Source organism: Photobacterium swingsii, from assembly GCF_024346715.1.
Lineage (GTDB): Bacteria > Pseudomonadota > Gammaproteobacteria > Enterobacterales > Vibrionaceae > Photobacterium > Photobacterium swingsii.
The window spans coordinates 422,890-442,327 of sequence record NZ_AP024852.1 but is presented as its reverse complement, the minus strand read 5'-3'; the positions used below and the strand labels follow the sequence as shown (position 1 = coordinate 442,327).

Genomic DNA, 19,438 nt, shown 5'->3' with positions numbered 1-19,438 from the left:
GATCTATCCTTTCGTTGATAATCTACAAAACTTAATACCAATCATCATAACTATCGGCTCTATGGAGTTCAGATAGTTATGACGACTGGTATATTGTCGCGACAGGTCAATACCCTTCGTTATAGTTATGAAGGTATTAATCCAGCCCGTCCTTGCGTTGTTGAATACGACGAAGAGAGCGTTCACGTCTGCTATCTTCACGCGATAAATCCAACAAGGTTTCCTCGATGTAAGCCAAATGTGCGTGCGATGCTTCACGAGCCTTAATGGGCTCACCAGAAACAATCGCCTGCACAATATCGGCTCGATGTTTGCTCACCTTCATGACCACCTCTTGGCGGCGATTCAGGAGTTCAAAGTTTTGTAATACGTTTTGCTCAAGCATAGGGGCAAGGCTGCGGATGATATGAAGCAATACCACATTGTGTGCCGATTCAGTAACGGCAATCAGGTATTGCATAACCGCGGCAGCTTCTGCATGTAAATCGCCTTGCTGCTGAGCTTCTTGAATTCGTGCATGACAGTCACGAATACGAGTAAAATCTTCTTCGTTACCACGCAATGCAGCGTAGTAAGCAGCTAGCCCTTCCAGCGCATGGCGCGCTTCCAATAAATCTAGCTGAGTTTCTGGGTGCGCCGCCAACAAATCGAGTAAGGGTTCCGAAAAACTCTGCCATAGTTTTTCGGTTACAAACGTTCCTCCGCCTTGACGACGAGTGAGGAGATTTTTAGCTTCTAGGCGCTGGATTGCTTCGCGAACAGACGGGCGTGACACATCAAATTGTTTGGCTAACTCACGCTCAGGTGGCAATTGCTGCCCTGGGGATAATATTCCCTCAAGGATCAATCGCTCAATCTCCTGCTCGATAGCGTCAGATAGCTTAGGTTGACGGATACGTTTATAAGTCATTTTTTCGTTATCGTTCTTATGCTTAACCGCGTTTCAGGCCAGTCCGCTGCGTGGATAATTGGTATTACCAATTTACGAATTATTTGAAAGTTTACAGAATTTTTTTTAGATGTCCACTGGCAACTTGACTGAAATCATAGAACAAAGGGGGATTTAACAAAAATTTCAACTTATGAAAACTTATTAAGACAAATTAATTCACAGCTCGAAACAAATAAGACTGTGAATAATCTACGCCCCATTCAAATGGTCAGACCAATTGTGTTTTATTTTCTAATCAAGCGATTAGCTTTTATCGTCTGCTAACGTTGTTTTAAACGCATACCAATCAAACGCCAATCCAGGATCTGTTTTTCGTCCTGGCGCAATAAATTCATGGCCAGTGATCCGTGAGGTATCAATATGTGGGTAGTAGTCCATCAGCACCCGGGATAACTCAGTGAGTGATGCATACTGAGCTTGGGTATAAGGGAGGGTATCCGTGCCTTCCAGTTCGATGCCAATCGAAAAATCATTGCATCTTTCACGCTCAGCAAACTGGGAGACACCCGCATGCCAAGCACGACAATCTAGTGGTACAAACTGAATGATATCGCCATTTCGTCTAATTAAACAGTGAGCAGACACTCGAAATTCTGAAATTAACTCAAAATAGGGATGTTCGTCAGGATTCAGCTTACCCGTGAATAGCTGCTCTATATAAGGTCCGCCAAATTGACCGGGTGGCAAGCTGATATTGTGCACCACCAGCAAAGAAACCACTTCGCCTTGTGGACGTAAATCATAGAAAGGAGATGGTACATGCTTTACACCACTCAACCAGTGGTCAGTTTGAATCGTTAACGTCTTCATTGCAGAGATTCTCGTTCACTTAATAACAAGGCTATTTTAGTCACAACAGCATCAAATCACACCTTGCGCTGAAATTGCTGCAACTGAGAACCAGTCGCGGTATGATCCATCATCGTAAAAGAGCAGTAGATCTTTCTACCCCCTCACTCGCTCAGCCGACAGACTCAACCCATAGTGACGGATACAGCATGACTAAAATGGAACAAAATCACGATAGCCAAGCGCGTTTAGCCTACTTAAAGCAGCAACTCCCACAAGAAATTACTCGCGCAGTCACAGAAACGTTGCGTGAAGATTTGGGGGGCGAAATTGGTGAACCTATCAATCCCGAGCATGATATTACTGCAAGCTTGATCCCAGCTGATAGCCAAGGCGTGGCAACCATTATTACCCGTGAGCATGGTGTGTTTTGCGGCCAACTATGGGCGGAAGAGGTGTTTAAACAGTTAGGCAGCCAAGTTAAAATTGAGTGGCATGTTCAAGATGGTGATACCGTCGAACCGAATCAAACGCTGTGTACCCTATCTGGTCCATCACGCATTTTGTTAACGGGTGAACGCAATGCGATGAACTTCATCCAAACCTTGTCTGGCTGTGCCACAACGGTAGCCACCTACGCTAAGCAACTCGAAGGTACCCACACTCGCCTACTCGATACTCGAAAAACCATCCCCGGCCTGCGCAGTGCACTAAAATATGCGGTGACCTGTGGTGGCGGTTACAACCACCGCATAGGGGTATTCGACGCGTACTTAATCAAAGAAAACCACATTATTGCCTGCGGTGGTATTCAACAAGCCATCAGCACAGCCAAACAGCTCAATCCAGGCAAGCCTGTTGAAGTTGAAACCGAAAGCTTAGCCGAACTACAACAAGCCATTGATGCAGGTGCTGACATTATCATGCTCGATAATTTCACCACCGAGATGATGCGTGAAGCCGTTAAAATTAACGCTGGTCGCGCAGCCTTAGAAAACTCAGGTAACGTAACCCTAGCGACCATTCGTGAATTTGCCGAAACGGGGGTGGACTACATTTCAGTTGGCGCACTCACTAAGCACTTAAAAGCCATGGATTTGTCGATGCGCTTTCAATAAGCCCTTATGCGATTTAGCGAGATAATCGAAATACCGATTTATCGCTCTTACACATATTCCTAAGCAACAAAATATCTAAAGGAGAGCCTCTGCTCTCCTTTTCTCTATTTATCAATAAGTTCTACTCTCATCAGGTATAACCAATCGCTCCAACACACCTCGAAGCGCGTTCTGCAACAAATGTAATCTTCCAACTATTTATTCAAACTGCGCCGCGCAAAGTATTCCTTTCGATTCCGCCACTTGGAGTCAACTTTTAATCTGGCTAAACAAATTACGAGGCCTTCGGGCATACAAGGAAAGAAACATGAAAAAGACGCAAAAAGGTTTTACGCTGATTGAATTGATGATTGTGGTGGCAATTATCGGGATTATCTCAGCGTTTGCTATTCCGGCTTACTCAGATTACACCCAACGTACCCGTGTCGCTGGAGCTGTTACTGGCATTACCAGCTTCAAAATGGCAGTGGCATTATGTGCGCAAGACTTGGGAACACTAACAGGTTGTAATGGAGGCGGTAACGAAATACCAGCAGATGTTGCAACTGGTAATAATGGTGCAACTATTTCATATGTGGATGCAGTAACAACGGCTAACGGTATTATCACGGTTTCATCAACTGGTGTACAAGATGATGGTTCAACTAACCTTGATGTAATAATGACACCAACTATAGCAAATGGTGTTGTCCAATGGGAACTAACTGGTAATGGCTGTACAGTTGCAGGCCGTAGTATTGACTGTTCAGGTAGCTAATGCAAACTACCCTCACTTCAGTACTGCATCAAGCGGGTGTACTTAACCTGATGCAGCAGCAAGAAGTCAGTAGTTTCGCCCACGCCGAGGGGCTCTCGATCCCCTCGGCGTTGGCCGATCTTAATATACTGACCAGTGACGATTTAGCCCGCCAGCTCGAATCTATTCTTAGTATCGCCTTGACCGATATTCATCAATACAATTACCAAGGCTGTTGCGAGAGCTTACGTCAGCGCGAGAGCATTTTGCGCCATCGTGTGATTCCGCTTAAGCTCACCGAGACAACTTTGTTTTTGGGCACCAGCGATCCAACCAACGTTGCCGCTCAAGATGAATTCCGCTTTGCCACCGGCAAACAAGTCGAGCCGCTACTACTCAGTAATAAGCAACTAGAAAGTGCGATCCGTCGGCTTTACGGCAGTGATGTCGGTGAAACCTCCCACCAGCGTGGGATCAGCGAAGATGACTTGGATCAGTTGGTCGATCTGAGCGAAGGCGAGATTGAACAAGAGAATGATCTAAGCCAAGACACCGCACCTGTTACCCGTTATATCAACCAAGTACTACTCGATGCGGTACGAAAAAAAGCCTCTGATATTCACTTTGAACCGTACGAAAAGTTCTTTCGAATTCGTTTTCGTTGTGATGGTTTGCTACACCAATATTCCAGTCCACCAGCACATTTATCTCGGCGGTTATCCACTCGCTTAAAGGTGATGTCGAAGCTCAATATTGCCGAGCGTCGCCAACCACAAGATGGACGAATAAAACTCAAACTTAGCCCAACCGTTACCGTTGATTTACGGGTATCTACCCTCCCGACTCTGTGGGGCGAAAAGGTAGTATTACGGATATTAGACAGCACCAGCGCCAGCTTAAACATTGATATTCTAGGTTATAACCAACAACAAAAAGCAGCTTATCTTGCTGCATTGCAACAACCGCAAGGGATGATTTTAATGACAGGGCCAACGGGTAGCGGCAAAACCGTCTCGCTTTATACTGGCCTTAAGATCCTCAATACCGATGAGCGTAATATTTCCACCGCTGAAGATCCGGTCGAAATAAACTTACCCGGTATTAATCAGGTTCATATCAACAACCAAGCTGGGCTAGGCTTTGCCGATGCACTGCGATCATTTTTACGCCAAGATCCCGATGTGGTCATGGTCGGTGAAATTCGCGATATAGAAACCGCCGCCATTGCGGTCAAAGCCGCTCAAACCGGGCACTTGGTACTATCAACCCTACACACGAATTCCGCCGCCGAAACCCTGACCCGTTTGACCAATATGGGGGTAGAAGATTTTAACTTAGCCTCATCGCTTAGCTTGATCATCGCTCAACGACTGGCGCGGCGTTTATGTAACGCTTGTAAACAGCCCCACCCTTTATCAAATATGCATAGGGAGCGACTTGCCATCCCTACCGATGCAGAGCTTTATCAAGCCAATGAACAAGGCTGTGATGATTGCAACAAAGGCTATCTGGGTCGAGTCGGTATTTATGAAGTCATGACCTTTAGCCGTGAACTGGCGGAAGCCTTAATGGCCAAAGCAACGACGTTGCAACTAGAGGAAATTGCCTGTCAGCAAGGAATGCAAACCCTCAATCAAGCAGGAATAGAAAAGCTGTGCCAAGGCACCACCAGCTTAACTGAATTGCAGCGCGTCCTGCATTTTTAGCCTGAATATAATAAATAAAATGAAGTGGGACACCGCATGAAGCAAACCAACAAGCTACGTTATTATCACTGGCGAGGAACCAATAGCGCAGGGAGAAAAGTCTCTGGCGTGATTGTCGGCTTTCAAGAACAAGAAGCCCGAGAAAAACTACTAGAACAACGCATCCAAGTCAAAAAGATAAAACGACGTAATCCATCGACGTTTGCCCGGATGAAAAACAAGATGGAAGCCACCGATGTCACGGCCGTAACGCGCCAACTGGCAACCATGATTCAATCTGGTGTCCCTGTGGTACAGTCATTCAAGCTCATCGCTGAAAGCCATCAGAAAAGCGAAGTCCGTGCGACCTTAAGTCAAATCAATAAACAAGTTGAAGCAGGGGCATCCTTGTCTAAAGCACTGCGCACAAGCTCGCCCCTGTTCGACAATTTTTATTGTGATTTAGTCGCAACGGGGGAAGAGACTGGTCATTTAGGGCAAATATTTGAACGTCTTGCCACATACAGGGAAAAGCATGAGGCAATGCGCAAGAAAGTCATCAAAGCAATGATTTATCCCGGTATGGTGACGCTTACCGCCATTATCGTCACTGTGATGATGCTGGTGTTTGTGATCCCACAATTTGCCGATATTTTCCAAAGCTTTGGCGCGCAATTACCTTGGTTTACACGTCAAGTCATTAAGGCTTCAAATCTACTCACCTCCAATGGATTACTTATTTCACTATCTTTAATTGCTGCGATTGCAGGTTTCGCTGTCAGTTATAAAAAATCACCTCGCCTTCAACTGGCTGTTAGTCGATGGAGTTTACGCTTTCCTATTCTAGGCACCGTATTTATGAAAGCCACCATCGCACGATTTGCTCGCACACTTGCCACCACCTTTACAGCAGGTATCCCTTTACTGTCAGGGCTACAATCGGCAGGTAAAACCGCAGGCAATCTCCATATTCAACGAGCGGTCGAACAAGCCCATACCGCCGCTGCAGCTGGCATGCCACTGTATCTCTCTTTGCGTCAATGCAATGAATTTCCTGAGCTCATGCTACAGATGGTGATGATAGGTGAAGAGTCAGGTTCACTCGATGACATGCTCAATAAAATTGCCAATTTGTACGAAGGCGATGTTGATAATACAGTCGATAATCTGGGTAAAATCATCGAACCTTTGATCATTATTATCCTCGGTGGTCTCATCGGTGGACTATTGGTGGCTATGTATATGCCAATCTTCACCCTGATGAGTGTAATCGGTTAACGCAGAGGCTAGTATTTACCGCATATATTGCGAGTATCATGGTGCTAACACCTTGAATACTCGCGCTCCTCCCTCGGTTCACGTTACAATAACACCACAGATTGACTAGAGACTTCACCATGGAACTGCTGACCTATTACCCTTGGCTTTACCCTGTTTTCGCCGCCCTATTCGGTTTATTAATTGGCAGCTTCTTAAATGTAGTGATCTACCGCTTACCTATCATGATGGAGCGTGAGTGGAAACGTGATTGCATAGACTGTTTTCCCGAATTTCAGCAAGGTAAAACAACAGAAGAACAACCGACTTTCAACCTCAGCATCCCCCGATCTCGCTGCCCAAAGTGTAATGCACTCATTACCGCCAAAGACAATATTCCGGTATTGAGCTGGCTATGGTTAAAAGGGCGCTGCCGTCACTGTCAGCACCCTATTAGCGCGCGCTATCCTTTGGTTGAACTGCTTACGGCTGCGATGGTAGCCACAGTCGCACTACTGCTCCCTCTCTCTGAGTGGTCAGTGGCCGTGATCTTTTTTACCTTCACCTTGATCGCCTTAACCTTTATCGATATCGATAAGATGCTACTGCCCGATCAACTCACTCTGCCATTGATGTGGGCAGGTTTATTGCTCGCCGTATTAGGGGTCAGCCCCGTATCAATCGAAGATGCGCTTATCGGTGCTATGTTCGGTTACCTATCACTATGGAGCCTGTATTGGTGCTTTAAGTTACTGACAGGTAAAGAGGGAATGGGATACGGAGATTTCAAGCTGTTAGCTGCACTTGGCGCATGGCTAGGCTGGCAATCATTACCGTTTGTGATCCTACTATCTTCGTTAATTGGTGCAATCTGTGGCATTATTCTAATGAGAATTCAAAAATCAGATACCCAAGCGCCTTTCTCCTTTGGCCCTTACCTTGCGCTGGCTGGCTGGGTAAGCATGTTATGGGGAACGCAAATTATTGATTGGTATCTGACAAGCTACTTAGGACTGTAATTATGACAATGGTGGTTGGCCTAACAGGCGGCATTGGTAGTGGAAAAACCACAGTAGCAAACCTATTTGCTGACTATGGTATTGATATTATTGATGCTGACATTATAGCTCGCGAGGTTGTAGAACCCGACAGCAAAGGGCTAAAAGCCATTGAACTAAAACTTGGTGCTGACATCTTACTGACAGACGGTCAATTAAACCGTAGTAAATTAAGAGAGTTAATCTTTTCGCAACCACAATTAAAAAGCTGGCTAGATGACTTACTACATCCATTAATTCGTCAGCGTATGCTGGCACAAATTGAGGATAGTCAGTCAGCCTATTGCTTATTGGTCATTCCATTGATGGTTGAGAATAATTTACAGTCTTTAGCGAACCGCCTATTAGTCGTGGATGTTGAAGAATCAGTACAGATTGAACGCACGTTACAGCGCGACAATGTTAGCGAGCAACAAGTAAGAAATATCCTCGCTGCGCAAGCCTCAAGGACAGAGCGCAATGCAGCAGCCGATGACATTATTAGTAATAATGGTGATAGCAGTGCTTTACCTGAAAAAGTAGCGCAACTGCACCACCACTATCTCGAATTGAGCCAACATACCCAATAACACTTTCGTGGGCTGGGTAACTCAGCAGATGACAGACCTTATGCAGACAAATAACTTTGAACATCCGCTCAACGAAAAAGTGCGAATTTATCTGCGTCTGGAATACCTTATTCGCCAGATGCAGTCTTCTTGCCAAAAAACGGATCATTGGCAACATCAAATTTTCTTTCGTGCCCTATTTGATTTATTAGAAATCCTAGAGCAAATTCAACTAAAAGCGGAATTGGCCAAAGATTTGACCCAGCAAGCTAGTCAGCTTAAGCGCTGGCTCGACGTCCCTGGTGTTGATCAGCAAGCTTTATTAGATTTATTAGATAAATTAGAGTTGATGCAGCGCCAGTTAATGACTGCATCACGCCTTGGTCAAGAGCTGCGAAACGACCGCTTCCTATGTGGGATCAAGCAACGCTTTTCAATCCCTGGCGGCAGCTGCTGTTTTGATCTGCCAGCACTGCACCATTGGCTACATTTACCCTTGGTGCATAAACAGAGCGATATGACCAATTGGTTAGAGGCGATCTCGGAGATCACCAATGCCTTACAACTTTGGCTACGCTTAACTCGTGAGCAAGGACAATTTCAGGCTCAAGTAGCACGAGGCGGATTTTTCCAACACGATGCCGATGACGCGTGCCTGTTACGAATCCAAATTTGCCCGAGCTATGGGGTATACCCTATGATATCAGGGCACCGTAATCGTTTTTCGATCCGCTTCATTCCCTTTGAGGATGGCGCACCGATTGCCGATACTATTGAATTTAAACTAGCTATTTGCTGAGGTCAGCCGTGTCACAACCAAGCGCACCGACAATTGTAAAATGTCCAACTTGCAAAACAGATGTCGAGTGGAACGAAAAAAGCACCTATCGTCCCTTTTGCTCAAAGCGCTGCCAATTAATTGATTTAGGTGAATGGGCAGAAGAAGAAAAAGCCATTCCTGGCGCACCCGATTTATCTGACTCTGATGGTTGGTCAGAAGATATGAACTACTAGGCTTGTACTAGGTCATTAATAACGTAAATAAAGAGAAGGCGCATGATGCGCCTTTCTTTTAGCTAAAATTTACATTCTGCATAACGCGCTGCTGTAACTTATCGAGTACCGCCCCATTAGCCTCAGGAAAGTCAGAAGGCGCTAAGGCTTCAATACTCACCCACTTTCCTGGCTGACCTTCTTTACCATAAGCCTCACCAGTAAAAGCTGTAATCAAATAAAAATCAAACTTCAGTGATTTCTCAGGGTAATCGTGTGCTAACGACAGAAAGTGTTCTAGCTCAGTCACTTCAATCCCGACTTCCTCATGAAGCTCGCGGATCACCGCCTGCTCGGCCGTTTCATTTAACTCAACTTTTCCCCCCGCAAACTCCCAAAAGCCACCTTTATGTGCTTTAGCCGCGCGTTGAGTAATAAACACTTTATCTTGTTGCGCATTAAGAATGATCCCAGCTGAGATCCATAATTGCTTCTTATCCATTCTGACTTCTCTGACTATCACGGCTGCTCATCATGATGATCGCACCGTTTTTTATTTATAAAAAAGGCCGCATCAGCGACCTTTTTTGTAATTAACACAGTTTATCAATTAATTGATTTTACCGTGACACTGTTTGTATTTTTTTCCTGAGCCACAAGGACAAGGTTCATTACGGCCAACTTTACGTTCTTCGCGTTGGAAGGTACCCGCATTTTCCTCGTCACCCGCTTCGTCATCAGCAATCTGGTTTTCCGCATTTTGATGCTGGAACTGTTGACGACGAGCAAGCTCTTCAGCTTGTTTGCGGCGCTCTTCTTCGATACGGTCAACATCTTCTTGCTGTTGTACGCGTACACGGCTCAGAATCGCAATCACGTCTGATTTAAGGCTCTCAAGCATCTCTTCGAATAACTCAAAAGATTCACGCTTGTATTCTTGTTTCGGGTTCTTCTGCGCGTAACCACGTAAGTGGATACCTTGACGCAAGTGGTCCATCGCCGCTAAGTGCTCTTTCCACAGCATATCAAGATTTTGCAGCATCACTGTTTTTTCAAAGTTACGCAGCACTGGTGCACCAACAACATCTTCTTTCTGTTGGTAGATAGCAACAGCTTGCTCAATGATACGCTCACGCAACGCTTCTTCGTACAGCTTTTCTTCAGTATCTAACCATTCCTGAATTGGAAGATCGAGATCGAAATCCGCTTTCAGACGCTCTTCAAGCCCCTGAATGTCCCACATTTCCTCAAGTGACTGCGCAGGTACGTATTGTTCAAATACCGCGGTCAGTACATCGTGGTGGTTTTGTGAAATCATATCGCTGATGTCTTCAGCGTTCATCAGTTCATCACGCAGTTCATAAACCACTTTACGTTGGTCATTGGCTACATCATCAAACTCAAGCAATTGTTTACGGATATCGAAGTTACGGCCTTCAACTTTACGCTGTGCGTTTTCAATTGCCTTAGTAACCCAAGGGTGCTCGATCGCTTCGCCTTCTTCCATACCCAGTTTTTTCATCATGCCTGAAACACGGTCTGAAGCAAAAATACGCATCAAACCATCTTCCATCGATAAGTAGAAGCGCGATGAACCCGCATCACCTTGACGACCAGAACGACCACGAAGCTGGTTATCGATACGACGAGATTCATGACGCTCAGTACCAATAATGTGTAAACCACCCGCAGCAAGCACTGCATCATGGCGCTCTTTCCACTTCGCTTTAACATCTGCGATTTGTGCGTCTGTTGGGTTTTCTACCTGTGCCAGTTCGCTCTGCCAGTTACCACCAAGAACGATATCTGTACCACGGCCCGCCATGTTGGTTGCGATTGTAACCGCACCAGACAGACCAGCGTTTGCAACAATATCCGCTTCTTTTTCGTGGAACTTAGCATTCAGCACTTCGTGCTTGATACCTTGTTTTTTCAGAGCATTAGATAGCAGTTCTGATTTTTCAATCGATACAGTACCCACCAACACTGGCTGGCCTTTCTCTACACGCTCTTTGATGTCTTCAGCAATCGCACCGAACTTCTCTAACTCAGTCATGTAAACCAAGTCACCCATATCCTCACGGATCATAGGTTTGTTGGTTGGCATTACGACTGTTTCAAGGTTATAAATCGACTGGAATTCGAATGCTTCAGTATCAGCCGTACCTGTCATGCCTGACAGTTTTTCGTATAAACGGAAGAAATTCTGGAACGTAATAGACGCGAGAGTTTGGTTCTCGTTCTGAATTTTCGCCCCTTCTTTTGCTTCTACAGCTTGGTGCAAACCTTCAGACCAACGACGACCTGGCATAGTACGGCCAGTGTGCTCATCAACAATAATCACTTCGTCATCTTTAACGATGTAATCAACATCGCGCTCAAACAATACGTGAGCACGCAGTGCCGCATTTACGTGATGTAGTAAGCTAATATTCGCTGGTGAGTAAAGTGTATCGCCTTCTTCCATCAAGCCATTTTGCTGCAGTAGCTCTTCAACAAATTCTTGGCCAGTTTCAGTTAAGTGCGCTTGTTTCGCTTTTTCATCAACCGTGTAGTGACCGTCACCGCGGTACTCTTCACTGTCTTCTTTATCTTGTTTTACTAACTGCGGGATCAGTGTATTGATCTTAGTGTAAAGCTCTGAGCTATCTTCGGCAGGGCCAGAGATAATCAATGGGGTACGCGCTTCATCGATTAAGATGGAATCCACTTCATCGACTACGGCAAAGAAACGTTCACGTTGAACACGATCTTCTGGGCGGAATGCCATGTTGTCACGTAGATAATCGAAACCGAATTCATTGTTTGTACCGTAAAGTACATCGGCTTGGTACGCTTCTTTCTTCGCTTGAGGTGGCATGTTTGGCACGTTAACGCCAACAGTCATACCTAGGAATTCAAATAGAGCACGGTTTGTTTCGGCATCACGCGCAGCTAGGTAGTCATTCACCGTTACAATGTGAACGCCCTTACCCGTTAGTGCGTTAAGGTAAGCGGGTAGCGTTGCTGTTAGTGTTTTACCTTCACCCGTACGCATTTCTGCGATTTGGCAGTTGTTTAGTACCATGCCACCAATCAGCTGAACATCAAAGTGACGCATACCGAATACACGTTTTGATGCTTCGCGAACGGTTGCGAATGCTTCTGGCAGTAATTGGTCTAGGTTTTCACCTTGTTCGATACGCTCACGGAACTCGACCGTCTTGGCCTTAAGCTCTTCATCTAACAGGCTTTCAAATTGAGGTTCTAATTTATTGATTTGATCGACGATTTTGCGCAAACGACGCAGAGTGCGGTCGTTACGGCTACCGATAATTTTTGTCAGTAGTTTTGATAACATGGTGATGCCGTTTCTCTAAGTTATGTAGATTCAGCGCAATAGGCTTCTGAATCAATGAATCAGGTTGTCACAGGAGTATCCTACCCCTACTCAACAGAGCCGTGCACAGTGTGCAGAAAATAAGGCCAAGTTAATGCTTACTATTGGATATTGTGGCACTTTATTTCAGTTTCAAGGGGCACAGTTAAACAAAGTCATTCTATAGGTTAAACACCAAAGTAGATATCCCTATAAAACGAAAACCTCAACTGAGTAAAGCCTTAAACAAGGCATCCCCGCCAACCCACTTGGATGGTATAATAAGCCATAATAGTTAAGTCGCCTACGGTTAAAGCTGGAGTCTAGTTTTTCATATGCGAAAATTAGGTGTCAGCCCACAATAGTGGCATTTATTTTATTGTTAATCACGGATGCGAAAGCGAGCGTTATGCGAGACCATCGTCCACAAACTCCGGCTCACTTGTTGGATGACTCCACCCTTGGCAATATCCAGCAGCGTGCGGTTGCACTGGCTAAATTAAATGAAGCCGTTAAACAACACTTAAATTGTGCTGAACATTGTCGTGTGAGTAATTATCGTCAGCAGACACTGATCATTGAGGTTTCATCGGCTAACTGGTCGATGCGCTTGAATTTCGAAAGAAATACACTGATGACTAAGCTACGTGAAAAATTACTGCCACAGTTAAAACAAATTGAGATAAAGGTTAACCCCAATCTTGCTGTTGATCTGGAGCGAAAACAGCACAAAGTGCCGGATATTATCCGTAAACCCATTACAGAAAAAGCAGCGGGTTATTTACTCTATACGGCACAGAGTGCGCCAGACAAGGTAAAAGCACGTTTAGAACGTATTGCGGCCTTAGCCAAGCGGCGTCAGTCATAATAGCCGCTGTGTTTTCATAATATGCAGAACAACAGATACAAAAACGCCAGACAATGTCTGGCGTTCTTTAATTCAGTCGATGAAACTTTTAACGTATTACGCTAATACCATACCTGGCTGAGCCAAAGTCACTGGTGAGTCTTTCTCATCTTGGTAGGTTGTCCATTCGTAAGCTTCTTGATCAGCTAACACTGCACGCAATAATTTATTGTTAAGTGCATGGCCTGACTTATATGCCGCCATTTCACCCACAATATTATGACCACACATATAAAGGTCACCAATGGCATCCAATACTTTGTGTGTCACTAATTCGTTATCAAAACGCAGACCATCTTCATTCAGAATACGGTACTGGTCGAGTACGATTGCGTTATCGAAACTACCACCTAAACATAAGTTTTGTGATTGTAGGTATTCGATATCGTGCATGAAACCAAAAGTACGTGCACGACTAATGTCTTTTACAAATGATTGGCTAGAAAAATCTAACAATAAACGCTGCTGCTCTGAATCAATCGCAGGATGATTAAATTCAATAGCGAAATCTAAACGGAAACCGTTATATGGACGTAATTCCGCCCACTTGTCGCCATCTTCAACGCGAACAGTTTTTTTGATGCGTAAAAAGCGTTTTGGCGCATTTAACGTATCGATACCTGCAGACTGTAGCAAGTAAATAAATGGGCTTGCACTGCCATCCATAATTGGAATTTCAGGTGCATCAACTTCGATAATCACATTATCGATACCCATACCTGCCAGCGCAGCGTTTAAGTGCTCAACCGTTGAGATACGTACGCCTTCATCATTAACAAGGGCAGTACATAGCATAGTATCGCGCACTGAATCTGCATTCGCAGGGAAATCCACAGGTGGATTAAGGTCAGTACGACGATAGATCACACCCGTATTCGCCGCGGCAGGGCGTAGAATAAGCGTGACTTTACGACCAGAGTGGAGACCCACACCAGTAGTTTGGACAATGCTTTTCAATGTACGTTGTCTGATCATCTAATTTTCTCTCAACATCTGAAAGCCAAAAACACCCATTACCCTGTCACATAATAGGCAATGGGGGCTTATCTTACCACTCATCTGGTCATATCCCAAACAATTTACGCTGCTTAATCAGCCTGCTGACGTAAAAATGCTGGAATATCAAGGTAGTCATGTTCACTCTGTGGTGACGCTTTTGGTGCAGCAGCCGCAGAAGATGACGATGATGCTGGTGACTCAACTGAGTTGCTTTGCGTTAGAGGTGCCGCTTTTGGCTGCTCTTCAATCGCAGAAACCGCAGGTTTCTCTTGTACAGAGGCAACCGCAGGCGCTGGTTTAGATGTTGTCACCAAAGTGATATCTGGCTTACTTTCTTTACCAATGCCGGTAGCAACCACAGTCACACGTAGCTCATCTGTCATTTCAGGATCAAGCGACGTACCGATAACAACCGTTGCGTTGTCTGATGCAAATGCTTTCACTGTGTTACCCACAGTTTCAAACTCATCAAGACGCATGTCCATACCCGCGGTGATGTTAACAAGTACACCACGTGCGCCAGCCAGATCGATATCTTCAAGTAGCGGGCTAGAAATAGCCATTTCAGCGGCTTCTTCAGCACGATCATCACCGACAGCCATACCACTACCCATCATTGCATGACCCATTTCCGACATCACTGTACGTACGTCAGCGAAATCGACATTGATCATACCAGGGCGTGTAATTAGCTCGGCAATGCCTTGAACTGCGTTTTTAAGCACATCGTTTGCTTTCGCAAATGCGTCTAGCAGTGTGATACCGCGACCAAGCACTTTCAGCAGTTTTTCGTTTGGAATTGTGATTAGAGAATCAACGTGCTTAGAAAGCTCTTCGATACCCTGTTCAGCAAATGCCATACGCTTCTTACCTTCGAAGCTAAATGGTTTAGTCACCACAGCTACTGTAAGAATGCCCAGTTCTTTCGCCACTTCAGCAATGATTGGAGCAGCACCTGTACCAGTACCGCCACCCATACCCGCAGCAATGAAGATCATGTCTGAACCTTGCAGTTCATTCTTGATAGCTTCACGGTCTTCTAGCGCCGAATCACGACCTACTTGTGGGTTTGCACCCGCACCTAGACCTTTAGTGATATCGCCACCGATTTGAATCACAGTGCTTACACTCGATTTACGCAGTGCTTGTGCATCGGTATTAACGGTGATGAACTCAACACCTTCAATTGATTCACGAACCATGTGATCGACAGCATTACCGCCGCCGCCGCCAACGCCAATGACCTTGATTACCGCTTCGTCAGAGATTTCCATCATCGGTTCAAACATTTGTTCTCTCCGTTATTCCTGTTCGCATCAGGTTTTAAAATTCTTTTTTAAACCAACCGCTAACTTTAGAAAACAGCCCCGAAACTGAACGTTTTGGTTCTACTTCGCTATCGTCAAACGACTGATTATCCTTACCGTAGTGCAGCAAACCCACTGCTGTCGCATAATGCGGTGCTTGCACATAATCTGTTAATCCACTCAGCTCAAGTGGTTGGCCAATTCGGACTTGGTTTTGGAACACACGTTCCGCACACTCATTAAGCCCTTCAATTTGTGCCGCGCCACCCGTTAAAACAATGCCTGCTGCTAAGTGGTGTTTTACGCCCGCATTACGCAATTGTTCTTGGATCTCTACTAGCCTCTGATTAACCAAACCTAATAATTCGCTGTAGCGAGGTTCGATCACTTCCGCTAGGGTCTGGCTCTGCAAGCTACGCGATGGTCGGCCACCGACACTAGGTACATCGACCTTGGCGTCTTTGCTAACTAACTCGCTCAGTGCACAACCATATTTAACTTTAATTTCTTCAGCATCACCCGGAGGTGTACCGAAGGCGTAAGCAATATCGCTGGTAACCACATTGCCCGCATAAGGGATCACTTCGGCATGGCGTAAAGCACCGCCAGTCCAGAAGGCGATATCCATAGTGCCGCCGCCGATGTCGACTACGCAGACACCCAGTTCACGCTCATCTGCGGTTAATACCGCATGACTTGCCGCTAAACCGGAGAAGATCAACTGATCCACTTTCAAACCACAACGCTCTACCGCTTTAACTATGTTACGCGCCATATCGTTGTGACATGTAATCAAATGAACACTCGCTTCCATCCGAACGCCAGATAAACCAACAGGATTTTTAATTCCCTCTTGATAATCAATAGCAAATTCCTGAGGAATTACATGTAAAGTTCGATGTTCATCGCTAATTTTTACTGATTTCGCCGTATGAATAACACTATCGACGTCATCTTGCGTTACCTCTTTGTCAGAAATAGGCACCATGCCTTTTTCTGTCTGGCAACGAATATGTTTGCCTGATAACGACAGGTAGACTGAATCAATTTCACAATCTGCCATTAATGCCGCTTTATCGACAGCGCGCTGGACAGACTTAACAACGGACTCAAGATCATTGACTCCGCCTTTGTCCATACCGCGAGACGGGCTGCTACCAACGCCAATAACGTTGACATTACTGTCTGGCAGCACTTCCCCTACCAAAGCACACACTTTGGAAGTACCGATATCAAGGCCAACTATGAGTTTTTTATCTGTTGCCTTCGTCATTCGCGCACGCTCTTATTCTTTAGGAATCGTTTTCCAGCCTACAGCCGCCCCAATATCGTAACGTAAATCTACGTACTCTATTGCTTTACCCTGCATTTCTAATTCAGGGTACAAGCTAATGAAGCGTTCTAGACGCTCCATACGTGTTTTTCGACCTAGCTCTAACCGAATGCCATTAGTTAACTCAACACGCCAAGCTCGACGTTCATTTAAGATAAGCGTATCAATTTCAAAGCCCGCAAGCTGTAACCTTGGTTGCATTTCATCCAATGCAGCCAAGAGTTGTTGGCTACTGCCATCAGGCCCTGCTAGGTGTACTAACGCTAAATCAGCCACTTGCTTGGCATCTGCATAAAACACCTCACCGTCCATATTCACCAGGTTATCCTGATTCCAAATGGCGGCTGGTTGGTGTTCTAGCAAATAGACTTTTACCGTTTCAGGCCATTGCTTTCGCACTGACGCATGGGCAACCCAAGGTAAAGACTCCAACGCGCCTTGCAGGCTTTCAATATCTTGGGTCATAAATGTACCCAAGTGATCGAGTTGCAATATGGCTTGCCGAACATCATTAGTGGTTAAGTGTTTTAACTCACCTTGGATGACAAGCTGCGATAGCGGAAGACGATTTGCATCTGTCATCCAGCTCAATGCCGCACTCAGCAACCATGCAATAAAGACAATAACGGTAATAAAAAAAGCGACGCCCCCTAAATGCTTAGTGGGTAGCGGCGAAGCTAAAAATACGCTTTTTTTGACTACGTCCGTCATTTCGCCAAAAACCTTACCTATCTAATGTATAGAGCAATGCTCGACACGATAATTCAACTCGAATAAATGATTTTTGAGCAAAGTTGACCGATTATACCGACCAAGCCCTAACTCTCCAACATTTGTTGGCTAATTTAATGCTGACTCTGAGTTCATATCTATTTCAATGATGAAAACCCTGCAATAAAAAAGCCCATATACTCAGCGACATGCGCAGAAAAACTAAGCTTCACGCATGATTGCAATATTTAGCTTCATTTCTGCCAGTTGACGCGCTACTTTACCGACATCACCCGCACCTTGCGTCAACACCAAGTCATCTTCACCAATAATATTGGCCAAGGCGGCAGGTAATGCTTCAATATTTGGCACAAAGATTGGGTCTATTTTACCACGGCCACGGATTGTTCTGCACAATGCCCGACCATCCGCCCCTGCAATAGGTGTTTCTCCTGCCGAGTAAACGTCCAGCATTACCAAGACATCAACCTGCTCAAGCACATTAGCGAAATCTTCGTAAAGGTCACGCGTTCGGCTATAGCGGTGTGGCTGGAAGATCATGACTAAACGTTTATCTTCCCAGCCAGCTCGCGCCGCTTGGATAGTCACATCCACCTCACTTGGGTGATGACCGTAATCATCAACCAACATCACCTTGCCATTGCCACTCTCGAACTCACCGAGGTGATCAAAACGGCGACCAGTACCTTGGAATTCCGCAAGTGCGCGAATAATCGCACTATCATCAACACCTTCCTCTGTCGCAACCGCCACTGCAGCCGTCGCATTCAAGGCATTGTGCTTACCCGGTACATTCAAGGTGATATCCAGACTTGGCTTACCTTGGCGTGCAATAGTGAAATGCCCTTGTTGGCCTGTTTGGCGATAATTCAGCAGACGCACATCAGCATCGTCAGCAAAACCATAAGTGATCACTTGGCGACCAATACGTGGCAATAACTCTCGAACGACAGGATCATCAATACACACCACAGCCAAGCCATAAAACGGCAGATTATGGAGGAAGTCGATAAAGGTTTGTTTCAATACCTCAAAATCACCGCCATAGGTTTCCATATGATCAGCTTCAATATTAGTGACAACACTCACCATCGGCTGAAGATGTAGGAAAGAGGCGTCGCTCTCATCCGCTTCAGCAATCAAGTAACGGCTACACCCTAAACGCGCATTGGTGCCAGCACTCTTCACTAAACCACCGTTAACAAACGTTGGATCTAAACCTGCTTCTGAATAAATTTGGGTCACTAATGCGGTTGTTGTGGTTTTACCATGGGTACCTGCGATCGCAATACCATGGCGGTAACGCATTAGCTCAGCCAGCATCTCTGCACGGCGCACAACTGGAATGCGTGATTCACGCGCAGCTACCAGCTCTGGATTTTCAGGCGAAATAGCCGTTGAAACAACCACAACACTCGCGCCCTGAACATTTTCTTGGCTATGACCAAAGAAGATTTCAGCACCTTTGCTTGCTAAACTGTTCGTTACTGCATTTGGCGCAATGTCTGAGCCACTAATGCGGTAACCTTCATTGACCAAAACTTCAGCAATCCCACTCATGCCCGCTCCGCCGATGCCGACAAAGTGAATACGTTCAACACGGCGCATCTCTGGCACCATGGTTCTAATTTTGGCTAATTGCTGGTTATCCAATTTATTGTTCATC

General features: G+C 45.5%; 18 protein-coding genes. 9 read left to right on the top strand and 9 right to left on the bottom strand.

What is annotated here, in order from left to right:
* Positions 1-136: 136 nt before the first annotated feature.
* Positions 137-910 (bottom strand): pyruvate dehydrogenase complex transcriptional repressor PdhR, encoded by a 774-nt coding sequence (pdhR, locus tag OCU77_RS02125; protein WP_048899248.1) that lies wholly within the window; start codon positions 908-910, stop codon positions 137-139.
* 285 nt (positions 911-1,195) lie between these two features.
* Entirely contained in the window at positions 1,196-1,762 is a 567-nt protein-coding gene (gene ampD, locus OCU77_RS02120; RefSeq protein WP_048899247.1) for a 1,6-anhydro-N-acetylmuramyl-L-alanine amidase AmpD, read from the bottom strand.
* 197 nt (positions 1,763-1,959) lie between these two features.
* On the opposite strand from ampD, the gene nadC reads away from it, so the two are divergent.
* The 8 genes from nadC to yacG all read left to right on the top strand — a co-directional run bounded on the left by nadC (position 1,960) and on the right by yacG (position 9,157).
* Complete coding sequence (gene nadC, locus OCU77_RS02115) at positions 1,960-2,859, top strand: carboxylating nicotinate-nucleotide diphosphorylase (protein WP_048899284.1); 900 nt, start codon at positions 1,960-1,962, stop codon at positions 2,857-2,859.
* Positions 2,860-3,166: 307 nt separating this feature from the next.
* Complete coding sequence (locus OCU77_RS02110) at positions 3,167-3,616, top strand: pilin (protein ID WP_048899246.1); 450 nt, start codon at positions 3,167-3,169, stop codon at positions 3,614-3,616.
* The gene (gene pilB / locus OCU77_RS02105; RefSeq protein WP_107302991.1) at positions 3,616-5,301 is read left to right on the top strand and encodes a type IV-A pilus assembly ATPase PilB; all 1,686 of its coding nucleotides are present in this window, start codon (positions 3,616-3,618) and stop codon (positions 5,299-5,301) included. Before OCU77_RS02110 ends, pilB begins: the two co-directional genes overlap by 1 nt.
* A 36-nt stretch (positions 5,302-5,337) precedes the next feature.
* Positions 5,338-6,558 (top strand): type II secretion system F family protein, encoded by a 1,221-nt coding sequence (locus OCU77_RS02100; protein ID WP_048899245.1) that lies wholly within the window; start codon positions 5,338-5,340, stop codon positions 6,556-6,558.
* A 119-nt stretch (positions 6,559-6,677) separates the two neighbouring features.
* Positions 6,678-7,556, top strand: coding sequence for a prepilin peptidase (locus tag OCU77_RS02095; RefSeq protein ID WP_048899244.1), 879 nt, complete (start codon positions 6,678-6,680; stop codon positions 7,554-7,556).
* Between the two features lie 2 nt (positions 7,557-7,558).
* Positions 7,559-8,164: a dephospho-CoA kinase gene (gene coaE / locus OCU77_RS02090; RefSeq protein ID WP_048899243.1), complete on the top strand. Its 606-nt coding sequence runs from the start codon at positions 7,559-7,561 to the stop codon at positions 8,162-8,164.
* Between the two features lie 40 nt (positions 8,165-8,204).
* A complete protein-coding gene (gene zapD, locus OCU77_RS02085; protein WP_048899283.1) occupies positions 8,205-8,942 on the top strand; it encodes a cell division protein ZapD in 738 nt (245 codons plus the stop codon).
* 8 nt (positions 8,943-8,950) lie between these two features.
* A complete protein-coding gene (gene yacG / locus OCU77_RS02080) occupies positions 8,951-9,157 on the top strand; it encodes a DNA gyrase inhibitor YacG (RefSeq protein WP_084711799.1) in 207 nt (68 codons plus the stop codon).
* 58 nt (positions 9,158-9,215) lie between these two features.
* On the opposite strand, the gene mutT is transcribed toward yacG, so the two are convergent.
* The gene (mutT, locus tag OCU77_RS02075; RefSeq protein WP_048899242.1) at positions 9,216-9,638 is read right to left on the bottom strand and encodes an 8-oxo-dGTP diphosphatase MutT; all 423 of its coding nucleotides are present in this window, start codon (positions 9,636-9,638) and stop codon (positions 9,216-9,218) included.
* A gap of 108 nt (positions 9,639-9,746) precedes the next feature.
* Positions 9,747-12,476: a preprotein translocase subunit SecA gene (secA, locus tag OCU77_RS02070; RefSeq protein WP_048899241.1), complete on the bottom strand. Its 2,730-nt coding sequence runs from the start codon at positions 12,474-12,476 to the stop codon at positions 9,747-9,749.
* 427 nt (positions 12,477-12,903) lie between these two features.
* Here secA and OCU77_RS02065 point away from each other — a divergent pair, with 427 nt between their 5' ends.
* A complete protein-coding gene (locus OCU77_RS02065) occupies positions 12,904-13,362 on the top strand; it encodes a DUF721 domain-containing protein (protein WP_048899281.1) in 459 nt (152 codons plus the stop codon).
* Between the two features lie 96 nt (positions 13,363-13,458).
* On the opposite strand, the gene lpxC is transcribed toward OCU77_RS02065, so the two are convergent.
* The 5 genes from lpxC to murC form a co-directional block, all read right to left on the bottom strand.
* Complete coding sequence (lpxC, locus tag OCU77_RS02060) at positions 13,459-14,376, bottom strand: UDP-3-O-acyl-N-acetylglucosamine deacetylase (RefSeq protein WP_048899240.1); 918 nt, start codon at positions 14,374-14,376, stop codon at positions 13,459-13,461.
* Positions 14,377-14,489: 113 nt separating this feature from the next.
* A complete protein-coding gene (gene ftsZ / locus OCU77_RS02055; RefSeq protein WP_048899239.1) occupies positions 14,490-15,689 on the bottom strand; it encodes a cell division protein FtsZ in 1,200 nt (399 codons plus the stop codon).
* 34 nt (positions 15,690-15,723) lie between these two features.
* On the bottom strand, positions 15,724-16,980 hold the full coding sequence (gene ftsA, locus OCU77_RS02050; protein ID WP_048899238.1) for a cell division protein FtsA: 1,257 nt from the start codon (positions 16,978-16,980) through the stop codon (positions 15,724-15,726).
* Between the two features lie 12 nt (positions 16,981-16,992).
* Entirely contained in the window at positions 16,993-17,751 is a 759-nt protein-coding gene (locus OCU77_RS02045) for a cell division protein FtsQ/DivIB (RefSeq protein ID WP_107302992.1), read from the bottom strand.
* Between the two features lie 222 nt (positions 17,752-17,973).
* A complete protein-coding gene (murC, locus tag OCU77_RS02040; protein ID WP_048899237.1) occupies positions 17,974-19,437 on the bottom strand; it encodes a UDP-N-acetylmuramate--L-alanine ligase in 1,464 nt (487 codons plus the stop codon).
* Between the last annotated feature and the right edge of the window lies 1 nt (position 19,438).